This is a genomic window from Cellulomonas palmilytica (genome assembly GCF_021590045.1).
In the GTDB taxonomy this organism is placed as follows: domain Bacteria; phylum Actinomycetota; class Actinomycetes; order Actinomycetales; family Cellulomonadaceae; genus Cellulomonas; species Cellulomonas palmilytica.
The window spans coordinates 2415293-2427178 of the sequence record NZ_CP062221.1; the positions used below are offsets into that span (position 1 = coordinate 2415293).

Below are 11886 nucleotides of genomic sequence, written 5' to 3' on the forward strand. Positions count from 1 at the left end.
TCAACGAGTGTCCGGAGGGGGACTTGAACCCCCACGCCCTTTCGGGCACTAGCACCTCAAGCTAGCGCGTCTGCCATTCCGCCACCCGGACAGGTGGTCACTGCGGGATCCCGGAGGAGCCCCGCGGTGCGGCAGAAAACATAGCACGGTGCGTCGCCGGGACACGCATCGGCCCCGCGGGGCAGACTCGTCACGGCAGGGCGAGACATGACGACACAGGACGAACCGGGTGACCCCCAGCGGGTGACCCGAGGTGCGCGAGGAGAGGTGCCGGGATGGCGGAGCCGGGCGTCGGGTCGCAGGGCGCTCGTCCCGCACGACGGGTCGCGGGGACGGCCCGCAGGACGCCGCCACCTGCGGAGCCGGACGCGCCGCGCTGGCTGCGCTCGCTGGCGGGCGTCTCGTGGCGACTGATCGTCGCCGTCATCGCGGTCGGCATGGTGTTCTACGCGACGTCGCAGGTGAAGCTGCTGTTCATCGCGGTGTTCCTCGCGCTGGTCTTCACCGCGGTGCTGCGGCCGCTCGTCGAGTGGTTCAGCAAGGTCATGCCGCGGTTCCTCGCCACCGCCCTGGCGATCATCTCCGGGTTCCTGTTCTTCGCCGGCCTGCTCACGTACGTGGGGTACTCGGTGGCGAACGAGTGGGAGGACCTGTCCCAGCAGTTCAGCGACGGCATCGACCAGATCATCGAGTTCCTCGAGAGCGACACGCTGCCGTTCACCATCACGAGCGAGCAGATCGCCGGCTGGATCAGCGACGCGCAGCAGTGGGTGCAGGACCACGCGACCGAGCTCGCGGGCCAGGCCGCCGAGCGTGCCGGGTCCGTCGTCGAGGTGTTCACGGCGCTCGCGCTGGCGATCTTCTGCACGGTGTTCTTCCTGGCGCGCGGCCAGGAGATGTGGACGTGGTTCCTCAACCAGATCCCCGCGCGGTTCCGTGAGGGTTGGATCAAGGCCGGCGGTGCGGGCTGGTACACGTTCTCCGGCTACACGCGGGGAACCGTGATCATCGCAGTGACCGACGGGATGCTCGCGTTCGTGCTGCTGCTGGTCCTCGGTGTGCCGCTCGCGGCGCCGCTGGCGGTGCTCGTGTTCATCGGCGCCTTCATCCCGCTGATCGGCGCGCCCGCCGCGATGATCATCGCGATGATCGTGGCGCTCGCGGCCAACGGGTTCTGGTCCGCGGTGATCGTCGGCATCGGCATCGCGCTCATCGGGCAGTTCGAGGGGCACGTGCTGCAGCCGCTCGTCATGGGCAAGCAGGTGTCGATCCACCCGGTGGTGGTCGCGCTCGCGGTCGCGGGCGGGACGCTGACGGCGGGGATCCTCGGTGCGGTGGTGAGCGTGCCGCTCGTCGCGGTCGCGTGGGCGGTGTTCTCGCGGCTGCGCACGCTGGACCCGCCGATGGAGGCGGACGACGCGGACGACGAGGTGGGCCCGGTCGACACCGAGCGGCGACACGACCAGGACGCGGCGACGCCGTCCTGAGCCGCTGTTCCTCGGGGCCAGGACGGCGCCGCCACGCACCGCTGCGTCAGGACGTGGGAGCCTCGCCGTCGTCGCTCGCTTCGACGTCCTCGTCCGACGACGTGCCCGCCGGCTCCTCGGCGGCGGCGGTCGACGTGGGCGTCGGCTCGGCCTCGGCCGCCTCCCGGTCCGCCATGGTCCTCGTGGGGTCGTCGGGGTCGACGAGCGCCCCGAACGCGTCGGTGAACGCGCGGGCGAACGCGTCGGTGTCGGCGAGGTCGCCCCTGTACGGCTGACCGCCGACGATGATGACCGGCGACGTCGTCACCGTCGCCACGCCGAACGGCACGTAGCCCGCGGCGCGCTCGGTCGCCGCGCGCGCCCAGTCGGTGTGGTCGCCGTGGCGGACGCACTGCACGGCTGCGTCGCCGGCGCCCGCGCGGGAGACGAGCGAGGCGAGCTCGTCGGTCGACAGGCCGTCGGCGGGGAGCGTCGGGACCTCGTCGAGCAGCGCGGTGTGCGTGGCGAGGACGAGGTCGGGGGAGTGCTCGGCGACGCACGCGAGCGCACCGGCGGCGCGCACCGAGTAGTCACCGGTCGTCGCGATCGTCGTCGGCCCGTCGGTGGGTTGCGCCGATCGCGTGTCCGCGGCCTGGTCGACCGACCCTGCCGTGCTCGTCGGCGTCGGGACCGGTGTGGCGAGGACGTCCGTGCCGTCGAGGAGGGCGAGCGGGCGGATCTCGAACGTGGCGTTGCCGTCGGTCACCCACTCGGTGACCTGCTCACGGTTCATGGACCACCAGGTCGCGGCCATCGGGTCGCGGTAGTCGACGAATGCGACCACGGGCAGGACCCCGGGATCCGTGACGTACGGGCTGGGCACGTCGTCGGGCTCGAGCGCCGCGGTGCGCACGGTCGACAGCGTCGAGCCGTCGCCGCTGACGACCACGCCGTCGGACACCATGTTCGCGGGGCCGATCGCCGCGGCGCGGGCGCGGGACTGCGCGGTGACGACGACGGCGCCGACGAGAGCCGCGCACCCGACGACGGCGCCCGCGCGCAGCCCGATGCGGCGCAGCCGCGCCCGGCGTGCTCGTCGGGCCCGCTCGATCTCGGCGAGCTGACGGTCGATCGCGAGCCGCTGCTTGCGCGCGGCCTTGGCCTTGGCGGACCTGGCGTGGCTCATGTCGTGCTGTGCGTTTCTGTGAGGTGGGACACGTCGGGCCTTACCGTGCCCACGTCACCTGGACGCCACATGAGACGAGTCTGGGAGAAACCTGGGAATCGGTCCTCGCGCACGAGGGTCTAGCGCACGAGGGTCTAGCGCACGAGGGTCTAGCGCACGAGGGACTAGCGCACGAGGGACTAGCGCACGAGGGTGTCGACGAGCCGGGTGAGCTGGTGGACGTAGTGCCCGCCGAACAGCAGGACGTGGACCCCCACGGGGTAGAGCTGGTGCAGGCCGGTCCGGCGCTGCCAGCCCGGGCGCAGGGGCCACGCCTCGTCGTACGCGGCGAGGACGTCGTCGAGGAACGGCAGCCCGAACAGCGCGAGCATCGCGAGGTCCGTCTCGCGGTGCCCGCCGTGCGCCGCGGGGTCGATGAGCGTCGCGCCGTGGGCGGTCCACATGACGTTGCCCGCCCACAGGTCGCCGTGCAGGCGCGCGGGCGGCTCGCCGTCGTCCCACCGGCCCGCCTCGGCGCGGTCGGCGACGCGCAGCAGGTCGTCCAGCAGGTCGTCGGGCGCGAACCCGACGAGGTCGCGCGCGAGCGGTCGCAGCCGCGCCTGCGCGAGGTGCTCGCCCCAGTGCTCGGTCGCGCCCGCCGGCATCGTGAGCGGCGCCTCGAGCGGCCCGAACCACGTGTCGCCGGTCCAGCCGTCGGGCGGGATGCCGAACGCGTCGGCGCCCGCGGCATGCGTTCGCGCGAGCGAGCGGCCCAGCTCGACCGCGGCGGCACGCGTCGGCGGCACGGCCGTGAGCTGCTCGAGGTCGAGATGGTCCTCGCCGACGTCGAGGACCCGCACGACCGGCGCGCCGCCGGCGGCGCGCAGCCACTCGAGGCCCGCGGCCTCGCAACGGAAGAAGCCAGGCGGTGTGCCGGCGCGACTCTTGCGGAACACGTCGCCGATCCTCTCGCGTCGACGGCTCGCGCGGCGGATGCTGGGACCGGCAGGTCCGCGACCCGGCACCCGCCGCCGCCCCGAGGCACCACCACCGCCTGAAGGAGCCGACATGATCGTCGCCGTCCCCACCGAGACCAAGAACCGCGAGTACCGCGTCGCGCTGACGCCCGCAGGCGTGCACCACCTCGTGACCGAGGGCCACCGTGTCCTCGTCCAGTCCGGCGCGGGCGTGGGCTCCGCGATCGGCGACGACGAGTACCGGGCCGCCGGTGCGGAGGTCGTCGCGGACGCCGCGACCGTGTGGGGCGAGGCGGACCTCGTCTGCAAGGTCAAGGAGCCGACACCCGCGGAGTTCGTGCACCTGCGCGAGGACCTCGTGCTGTTCACCTACCTGCACCTGGCCGCCGACCGCCCCGCGACCGACGCGCTGCTCGCCGCCGGGACGACCGCGATCGCGTACGAGACCGTGCAGCTGCCCGACGGTTCGCTGCCGCTCCTGGCTCCCATGAGCGAGGTCGCCGGACGGCTCGCGGCGCAGGTCGGGGCGTACCACCTCATGCGCAACGAGGGCGGCGCGGGCGTGCTGCTCGGCGGCGTGCCGGGCGTGGACCCCGCGAAGGTCGTCGTCCTGGGCGGCGGGACGGTCGGGTGGCACGCCGCCCAGATCGCGCTCGGCATGCGCGCCGACGTCACGGTCCTCGACCTGTCGATGCCGCGGCTGCGGGAGATCGACGCGGCCAGCGCCGGACGCATCCGCACCCTCGCGTCGAACCGCTGGGCGCTGGAGCGCGAGGTCGCCGACGCGGACCTGGTCATCGGTGCCGTGCTCGTCCCGGGCGCGCGCGCCCCGCGCCTGGTCTCCGACGCGCTCGTCGCGCGGATGCGGCCCGGCTCGGTGCTCGTCGACGTGGCGGTCGATCAGGGCGGGTGCTTCGAGTCCACGCACCCCACCACGCACGACGACCCGACGTACCTCGTCGAGGGCTGCGTCTTCTACTGCGTGGCCAACATGCCCGGGGCCGTCCCCGTGACGTCCACGCGCGCGCTGACCAACGTCACGCTCCCGTACGTGCACGCGCTCGCGTCCCGCGGGTGGCGGGCCGCGGTGTCCGACGACCCCGCGCTCGCGAGCGGCCTGACCACGCACGGCGGGCGGCTCGTCAACGCCGCGGTCGCGGCCGCGCACGGGTACCCGTCGGTGTCCGTCGCCGACGCGACGGCCTGAACGCGGGGCACCCCGGTGGCCGGTCGCTACCGCAACGTGCGCGCAACGAACCGCGCCTAGTCTCACGCCATGGACGTGGCGGTGGTGGGAGCGACGGGAGACGTCGGGCGGCAGATCTGCACGCAGCTCGTCGAACGGCGCGTGCTGCCGCCGACCTCGCGGCTGCAGCTCGTCGGGCGGCCCGACGGACGGTCGGCGACCGCGACACACGGTCTCGCGGCCGACCTCGTGGACGCGTACGACGAGCACGCCCCGCTCCTCGACGTCGCGCTCGACCCGGCGGACGTGGTCGCCGACGTCGTGGTCGTCGCAGCCGGACGCACCGCGGGCACGCAGCCCGGGGAGTCGGTGGACCGCAGCGGGCTCGCCCGCGACAACGCGCGCGTGTTCGCCACCTACGCCGACGCGCTGGCCCGCCACGGGTCCGGACGCGAGGTCGTCGTCGTGGTGTCCAACCCCGTCGAGCTCGGCGTCGCGCTCCTCGGCGACGCGCTCGGCCGGCACCGGGTCATCGGCATGGGCGCGTGGCTCGACACGCTGCGGTTCCGCCGTGAGGTCGCGGCCTCGATCGGCGTGCGACGCCACCGGGTCGGCGGGTTCGCCGTCGGCCAGCACGGCGACGACCTCGTCCCGCTGTGGTCGACGGTCCGGATCGCGGGCCTCGACCCCGCCGAGCGCCGCGCCGAGGTCGGCCGCGTCCGGGGACCGCGCACGCTCGCGACGTACGACGACGAGATCGCCGCGGCCAAGCACGCCCTGTCGACCGCCGCGGTGCAGGACCTGGCCGGCGCGTTCCGGCTCGTCGACACCTGGCCGCCTGACGTGCGGCTCGCCGCACGACCCTGGATGACCCAGCAGAGCGGCGCCAAGACCGCCGCCGGCACCGCGAGCGCGACCATCGACCTCATCGAGACGGTGCTCGACGGCCGCGACACCGTCGTCGCGGGTCAGGTGCTGCTCGACGGCGAGGTCGCCCTCGCGGGCCAGCCCGTGCACGGCGTGCTCGGTGTCCCCGTGGTGCTCGGACCCGAGGGCTGGACGCAGGTGCTGCTGCCCGCGCTCGCGGACGACGAGCACGAGCGGCTCGCCGCGGTGGCCCGGCGCATCGCGGCCGGCGTGGCGCCGTGGACCGACGTCGTCGAGGTGGAGGAGCCGGAGGGGGCGGTGCGATGAACGAGATCGAGGACCTGCACGACGACCGCTGGGTCGTGTTCGTGCGCGGAGCCAACCGGCCGGGCACGGTCGCGGCCGTGACGGCGGTGTTCGCGACGCGCGGCATCAGCTTCGACGCGCTCGCCACGAGCGACGCCGGCCCGCAGGACGGGCTCGTGACGGTGACGTTCCGCACCACCGAGCGCCGTCAGCACGAGCTCGTGCGCGCCGTGGAGCGGCTCGCGGCCGTCTCGGGCGTCGTCGTGCGTCGCGCGGAGGACCTGGGGGTGCGCGCGGCGGGGGTCTGCCACCTGCCGCGCGACGTGACGTTCCGGCCGCCGCCGCACGCCGCGGTGAGCTGGTCGGGGGAGTCGCAGCTGGGTCAGCCCGTGCTCGTGGAGGGACCGCTCGTGGACGTCGAGCACGTCGTCGCGGCCGCGCAGGAGGCGGGCGCGCGCTCGTCGGCGATCGTCATCCAGCCGCCGTCCAGCCTCTGAGGTCCCCGGGCGGGGCCGGGCCGCGACCCGGCCCCGCCCGGGGCTCGCCGCGGCGTCAGGCCGCGCGCTCCAGCTGCCGGTGCTCGCCGCCCGGACCGTGCCCGTGACGCTTGCCGGGCTTGCCCGGACCGTGATGGTGCCCCGGCTTGCCGGGGCCGCTCACGCCGTTGATCGCGGACGTGTCGTGCGCGAGGCTCGCGGTCGCGTACGCCACCGCCGGGGCCATGATCCCGATCGCGGTACGGCTGACGTTCGCCAGGTCGTCGTCGGCCGTGTGGTAGTTCGGGTCGTGGCGGATGCCGGGCGTGCCGCCGAACAGCGCGACCTCCTCGTCGGTCTTGATGTCGTCGGCGCCCGTGAACAGGCCCGAGGCCGCGATGCCGTTGAGGATGAACGCCTGGTAGTCCGACCGGCCGGAGAACTCGGTGTCCACCCACGGCTGCCCGATGCCGTCGAAGTAGTCCGTCAGGACCGCCTCGGTCTGCGCCGAGCCCTCGGGCACGTCGACCGGCGCCTCGTACGTCGACTCGTCCGCGTCGTACACGCCGATGATGTAGTTCGGCGAGCCGACCATGTCGAAGTTGAGGTACGTCGCGATGCGGTCGAGCTCGCCGGGCTTCGTCGCGAGCTCGTTCACGTACTCCGTGGAGCCGATGAGGCCGAGCTCCTCGGCGCCCCACCACGCGAACCGCACGGTGTTGTTGTGCTTCTTGTGCTTGGCGAGCTGCACCGCGACCTCCAGCAGCACCGCGGACCCCGAGCCGTTGTCGTTGATCCCCGGTCCCTCCTCGACGCCGTCGAGGTGCGCGCCGAGCATGACGACGTTGTCGTCGCGCCCGGCCTTGGTCTCGGCGATGACGTTGAAGCTCGTGCGCTCCTCCTCGTGGAACCGCGTGTCGAGCGTGAGCGTCGCGCCGCCCTCCGTCACGGTCTCGACGACCGCGAGCCCGTCTGCCATCCCCATGCCCGCGACGGGGAGCGAGACCAGGTCCTCCTCGCCGAGGGTGCCGAACAGCATCTCCTCGACGTTGTTGTAGACGACGAGCCCCACGGCCCCGGCCGCCTCGGCCGTCACCGCCTTCTGCGCGAACGTGCAGGCGCCGCGGCTGACCACGGCGATCGTGCCGGCCGTCTCGACGTCCCCCCACGCGTCGGGGGTGCAGCCCGTCGGGTCGACGGGCACCGACGCCGGGGCGCTCACTCCGCCCGCGGGGCTGTTCGGCGCGTACTGCATCTGGTCGACCGCGTACGACTCGCCCGTCGAGAGCGTCAGGCTCGCGGCGTCGACGACCTCGAGCCCGAACGTGAACGGGTCCCGTGTCGTGCGGTAGCCGGCCTTCTTCAGCGTGCGCTCGACGTAGCGCGCGCTCGCCTCGTACCCCTCGGTGAGGGCCGCCCGGTTGCCGTCGTGGCGGTCGGCGATGCGCTGGAGCTCCTCGAGGTGCCGCCACACGCCGCGGGTCGTGACCTGCTGAGCGAAGCGGTCGGGGTCGAGGTGGTGCCCGCGGCCGTGCGCGGAGGCGGGCGGGGCGAGAAGCGCGCTCGTGCCGACCACGAGCGTGACCAGGGTGCCCGCGAGGGCGGTGGTGCGTCGTGCTGCCACGGTGGTGTCCCTTCGTCGCAGGACGGCGGCCGGTCGACCGCCGTCGGTGTCGCCCGAACGGGCGACACCGAGCCCACGGTGGCCGATCCGGTCCGAGATGTCACGACTTCCACCGACTTGCGTGTCCTGACGTGCCGTGCCCCAGCGGAGAGCGGGTGGCGTGGGCGATGATGCGGGGCATGAAGCGTGAGCCGCTCGACCCCGAGAACCCGTTCGCCGCACCGTCGCCGCTGCCGTACGGCCTGCCCGACTACACCCGCATCCGGACGGAGCACTACCTGCCCGCGGTCGTGCACGGCATGGCCGAGCACCGCGCGCAGGTCGAGGTCGTCGCGACCGACCCGAGCGAGCCGACGGCGGAGAACACGCTCGTCGCGCTCGAGCGCGCGGGCCGCACGCTGCACCGGGCGCTCACGGCGTTCTTCAACTCCTCGAGCGCGGACTCCTCACCCGAGCTCGATGCGCTCGAGGAGGAGATCGCCCCCCGCCTGGCGGCGCACCTCGACGCGATCCACCTCGACCGGCGGCTGTTCGCGCGGCTCGAGGCGCTCGTCGCGCAGGTCGAGGCGGGCACGCTCACGCTCGAGCCCGACACCGCCTGGCTGCTCGAGCGCACCCATACCGCGTTCGTGCGGGCGGGCGTCCGGCTGGACGAGGCGGCGCAGGAGCGTCTGCGCGAGCTCAACGCGCGCATCACGACGCTCGCCACGGTGTTCGGCCGCGAGGTCCTGGCCGCCACCAACGCCGCGGCCGTGCTCGTGACGGACGAGGCCGAGCTCGACGGTCTGCCCGACGACGCGCGCGCGGCCGCGGCCCGGGCGGCGCGCGAGCGGGGCCACGACTCGGGGTGGCTGCTCGAGCTGCAGCTGCCGACCGGCCAGCCGCAGCTCGTGACGCTGCGCGACCGCGGCGTGCGCGAGCGCCTGTTCCGCGCGTCGGTGTCCCGCGGGCTGTCGGGGGAGCACGACACGCGAGCGACGCTCCTGGAGCTCGCCCGGCTGCGTGCCGAGCGCGCGCAGCTGCTCGGCTACCGGCACCACGCCGCCTACGTCGCGGAGGACGCCACGGCGCGCTCCGCGGAGGCCGTGGCCGACATCCTGGGCCGGCTCGCGCCCGCGGCCGTCGCGAATGCGCGCCGCGAGGCCGACGAGCTGACCGCGGCGCTGCACGAGGACCACCCCGGCGCGACGCTCGAGCCGTGGGACTGGGCGTACTACGCCGAGCGGGTCCGCTCGCGCGCCCGGGCGCTCGACGAGACCGCGCTGCGCCCGTACCTGGAGCTCGACCGCGTGCTGCACGAGGGCGTGTTCCGCGCCGCGACCGCGCTGTACGGGCTGACGTTCACCGAGCGCACCGACCTCGTCGGGTACCACCCGGACGTGCGCGTGTTCGAGGTGCACGACGCCGACGGCTCGGGGCTGGGGCTGTTCCTCGCGGACTACTGGACGCGCGAGTCGAAGCGCGGCGGTGCGTGGATGAACAACCTCGTCGACCAGTCGACGCTGCTGGGCGAGCCGCCCGTCGTCGTGAACAACCTCAACATCCCCAAGCCCCCGGACGGCCAGCCCACGCTGCTCACGTGGGACGAGGTCACGACGATGTTCCACGAGTTCGGGCACGCGCTGCACGGGCTGCTGTCGGCGGTGCGCTACCCCTCGCAGTCGGGCACCGAGGTGCCGCGTGACTTCGTCGAGTACCCGTCGCAGGTCAACGAGATCTGGGCGTGGGAGCCGCAGGTGCTGCAGGCGTTCGCGGTGCACCACGAGACGGGCGAGCCCATGCCGTCGGCGTGGGTCGAGACACTGCTGGCCGGTCGGCAGGACGGCGAGGGCTTCAAGACCACCGAGTACCTCGCGGCCGCGCTGCTGGACCAGGCATGGTACCGCCTGTCGCCCGACGAGGTCCCGACCGACCCGGAGCAGGTCGAGGCGTTCGAGGCCGCGGCGCTCGAGCGGGCCGGGGTGGCGTTCGCGCCCGTGCCCCCGCGCTACCGCAGCGCGTACTTCAACCACGTGTTCTCGAGCGGGTACTCGGCGGGCTACTACTCGTACATCTGGTCCGAGGTGCTCGACGCCGACACCGTCGAGTGGTTCCGCGAGAACGGCGGCCTGCGCCGCGAGAACGGCGACGTGTTCCGCGCGCGGCTGCTGTCGCGCGGCGGGTCGGTCGACCCGATGGACTCGTTCCGCGACCTGCGCGGCCGCGACCCGCAGATCGCGCCGCTGCTCGAGCGGCGCGGCCTCACCGCGGCGGCGACCGCCTGAGCGCCGCGACCTCGGCCGCGGAGGGCGGGCTGCTGCGCGACCAGACACCGGCGTAGGCGTCCGCGAGCGTCGGCCAGACGAGGCGTCGGACCTCGTCGGCGGACGCCTGCGGGTCGCCGGGGACCGGCGCCAGGACGACGACGTCGTGCGGGATCGTGCGCCCGGCGGCGTCCCGGCGGCCCTCCGGGTCGGCGAAGCGCAGCACGACGAGCGACCCGACCCGCCGGGCGACCTCCCGCTCGCCCTCGAGGCCGGCGAACGCGCGGTCGTACGTCGCGAGCGGGTCCGCGAGCCCGCCGTCGAGCAGGAACCGGAAGCCCCACGTGCGTCCGCGCGTGGCCCACACGAGGTTCATCTCGTGCCGGTGACGAGCAGGTCGTCCTGCACACCCTGCTCGAGGTCGAGCCGGAACTGCGTCAGCACCGCGCGCAGGTGGTCCCCGTCGGCCCGTGCCTTCGCGTTGATCGACCTGAGCGTCGGGCCGCTGTGCTGGAGCGCGGCCGCGAGCAGCGGGAGCGTGCGCGCCGCGAACGGGCCGAACCGCGGGACCTTCGAGAACCACGGTGCCGCGCCGCCCACGAGCGGGGCGATCGCGGCCGCGTTGTCCGCGAGGCGGTCGAGCCACCGGCGCGGGATCTCGATCCGCTCGGCCCACCGCACGAGCCGCTCCAGCGGCAGGAGGCACGCCACGGGCAGCAGCAGGTCGAGCCCGACGCGCCGGTCGACCTCGATCCGGTCCGCCTCGAACCGGGCCGACGAGAGCAGCATGAAGTCCTCGCCCAGCGACAGCGCCTCGGGCACCTGCACGAGCTCCTTGAGGACCTGGTGCAGCGCGTCGACGTCGCCCGCGGCCTTCTCGATCAGCAGGTCCTGGAAGGCGTGCACGTCCATGTCCGGGTGCAGGTCCGCCTTGGACAGCGCCAGGATCCAGATGCGCGGGAAGTCCACGAGCGGCTCACCGTCGTCGAGCAGGTCCGCCGTGAACCGGACGACGCCCTCGCGCAGACCCCACAGCAGCGACTTGAGGTACTTCTCCTCCTCGCCGGCGCGGTCCAGCAGCTTCTGGCCGTCGACGAGGATCACGGCCACGTCGGAGCGCAGCAGGGCGCGGAACGACTCGAGGCGGCGCGCGGCCTCCTGCTCGGTGCTCGGCTCCTCCTCGAACCACTCGCCCGGGTAGTCGTGCCACACGAGCCGGAGCTCGTCGAACGCGGCGGCCGACGACGAGCCCTTCGGGTGCTTCTTGAGCTGCAGCGTGAACGCGTACGCGGTGGACGCGAAGCGCGTCGGCTCGGGGGCGCGCGCGGCGTTCTTCATCCCGAGGTAGTTCTGCCGCAGCCGGTTGCCCTGACCCACGTCGTCGGCGACGAGGCGGTACAGACCCTCCTTCTGGAACGTCTGCTCCTGCGCCGCGCCGTAGAAGGACGAGACCAGGACGGTCTTGCCGCTCCCGCTCTCCCCGAACACCGCGACGTGCTGCTCCCGCACGCGAAGGGTCGCCATCCGCGCACTGTACCGACGGCACCGGCCGCCGGGCGGGGCAGCGGTCGGGCGT

The 11886-nt window shown here is 73.9% G+C and carries 10 protein-coding genes and 1 tRNA gene; 5 read left to right on the plus strand and 6 right to left on the minus strand.

Annotated elements, in window-relative coordinates; all coding sequences use genetic code 11:
• Window positions 1-8: 8 nt before the first annotated feature.
• Window positions 9-91: transfer RNA gene (locus tag F1D97_RS10960), tRNA-Leu, on the minus strand.
• A gap of 184 nt (window positions 92-275) precedes the next feature.
• Here F1D97_RS10960 and F1D97_RS10965 point away from each other — a divergent pair.
• Window positions 276-1487, plus strand: coding sequence for an AI-2E family transporter (locus tag F1D97_RS10965; protein WP_236120548.1), 1212 nt, complete (start codon window positions 276-278; stop codon window positions 1485-1487).
• Window positions 1488-1533: 46 nt separating this feature from the next.
• On the opposite strand, the gene F1D97_RS10970 is transcribed toward F1D97_RS10965, so the two are convergent.
• Window positions 1534-2652 (minus strand): DsbA family protein, encoded by a 1119-nt coding sequence (locus F1D97_RS10970; RefSeq protein WP_236120549.1) that lies wholly within the window; start codon window positions 2650-2652, stop codon window positions 1534-1536.
• 179 nt (window positions 2653-2831) lie between these two features.
• Window positions 2832-3587, minus strand: coding sequence for a fructosamine kinase family protein (locus F1D97_RS10975; protein WP_236120550.1), 756 nt, complete (start codon window positions 3585-3587; stop codon window positions 2832-2834).
• Between the two features lie 112 nt (window positions 3588-3699).
• Here F1D97_RS10975 and ald point away from each other — a divergent pair, with 112 nt between their 5' ends.
• The 3 genes from ald to F1D97_RS10990 all read left to right on the plus strand — a co-directional run bounded on the left by ald (window position 3700) and on the right by F1D97_RS10990 (window position 6464).
• Complete coding sequence (gene ald / locus F1D97_RS10980) at window positions 3700-4815, plus strand: alanine dehydrogenase (RefSeq protein WP_236120551.1); 1116 nt, start codon at window positions 3700-3702, stop codon at window positions 4813-4815.
• A 69-nt stretch (window positions 4816-4884) separates the two neighbouring features.
• On the plus strand, window positions 4885-5988 hold the full coding sequence (locus tag F1D97_RS10985; protein ID WP_236120552.1) for a lactate/malate family dehydrogenase: 1104 nt from the start codon (window positions 4885-4887) through the stop codon (window positions 5986-5988).
• Window positions 5985-6464, plus strand: a complete 480-nt coding sequence (locus tag F1D97_RS10990; RefSeq protein ID WP_236120553.1) for an ACT domain-containing protein — start codon at window positions 5985-5987, stop codon at window positions 6462-6464. Before F1D97_RS10985 ends, F1D97_RS10990 begins: the two co-directional genes overlap by 4 nt.
• A gap of 55 nt (window positions 6465-6519) precedes the next feature.
• On the opposite strand, the gene F1D97_RS10995 is transcribed toward F1D97_RS10990, so the two are convergent.
• On the minus strand, window positions 6520-8067 hold the full coding sequence (locus F1D97_RS10995) for a M20/M25/M40 family metallo-hydrolase (protein WP_236120554.1): 1548 nt from the start codon (window positions 8065-8067) through the stop codon (window positions 6520-6522).
• A 179-nt stretch (window positions 8068-8246) separates the two neighbouring features.
• Between F1D97_RS10995 and F1D97_RS11000 the strand changes: the two genes are divergently transcribed.
• On the plus strand, window positions 8247-10331 hold the full coding sequence (locus tag F1D97_RS11000; protein ID WP_236120555.1) for a M3 family metallopeptidase: 2085 nt from the start codon (window positions 8247-8249) through the stop codon (window positions 10329-10331).
• On the opposite strand, the gene F1D97_RS11005 is transcribed toward F1D97_RS11000, so the two are convergent.
• Window positions 10309-10686 (minus strand): hypothetical protein, encoded by a 378-nt coding sequence (locus F1D97_RS11005; RefSeq protein WP_236120556.1) that lies wholly within the window; start codon window positions 10684-10686, stop codon window positions 10309-10311. The genes F1D97_RS11000 and F1D97_RS11005 overlap by 23 nt on opposite strands.
• Window positions 10683-11834, minus strand: coding sequence for a TRAFAC clade GTPase domain-containing protein (locus tag F1D97_RS11010; protein ID WP_236120557.1), 1152 nt, complete (start codon window positions 11832-11834; stop codon window positions 10683-10685). Before F1D97_RS11010 ends, F1D97_RS11005 begins: the two co-directional genes overlap by 4 nt.
• Window positions 11835-11886: the final 52 nt, after the last annotated feature.

What these genes read in the sequence shown, in the direction of transcription:
- F1D97_RS11010 (WP_236120557.1), bottom strand. Translation starts at nt 11,834, where the DNA reads ATGGCGACCCTTCGCGTGCGGGAGCAGCACGTCGCGGTGTTCGGGGAG.
- F1D97_RS11005 (WP_236120556.1), bottom strand. Translation starts at nt 10,686, where the DNA reads ATGAACCTCGTGTGGGCCACGCGCGGACGCACGTGGGGCTTCCGGTTC.
- F1D97_RS10990 (WP_236120553.1), top strand. Translation starts at nt 5,985, where the DNA reads ATGAACGAGATCGAGGACCTGCACGACGACCGCTGGGTCGTGTTCGTG.
- F1D97_RS10970 (WP_236120549.1), bottom strand. Translation starts at nt 2,652, where the DNA reads ATGAGCCACGCCAGGTCCGCCAAGGCCAAGGCCGCGCGCAAGCAGCGG.
- F1D97_RS11000 (WP_236120555.1), top strand. Translation starts at nt 8,247, where the DNA reads ATGAAGCGTGAGCCGCTCGACCCCGAGAACCCGTTCGCCGCACCGTCG.
- ald (WP_236120551.1), top strand. Translation starts at nt 3,700, where the DNA reads ATGATCGTCGCCGTCCCCACCGAGACCAAGAACCGCGAGTACCGCGTC.
- F1D97_RS10985 (WP_236120552.1), top strand. Translation starts at nt 4,885, where the DNA reads ATGGACGTGGCGGTGGTGGGAGCGACGGGAGACGTCGGGCGGCAGATC.
- F1D97_RS10965 (WP_236120548.1), top strand. Translation starts at nt 276, where the DNA reads ATGGCGGAGCCGGGCGTCGGGTCGCAGGGCGCTCGTCCCGCACGACGG.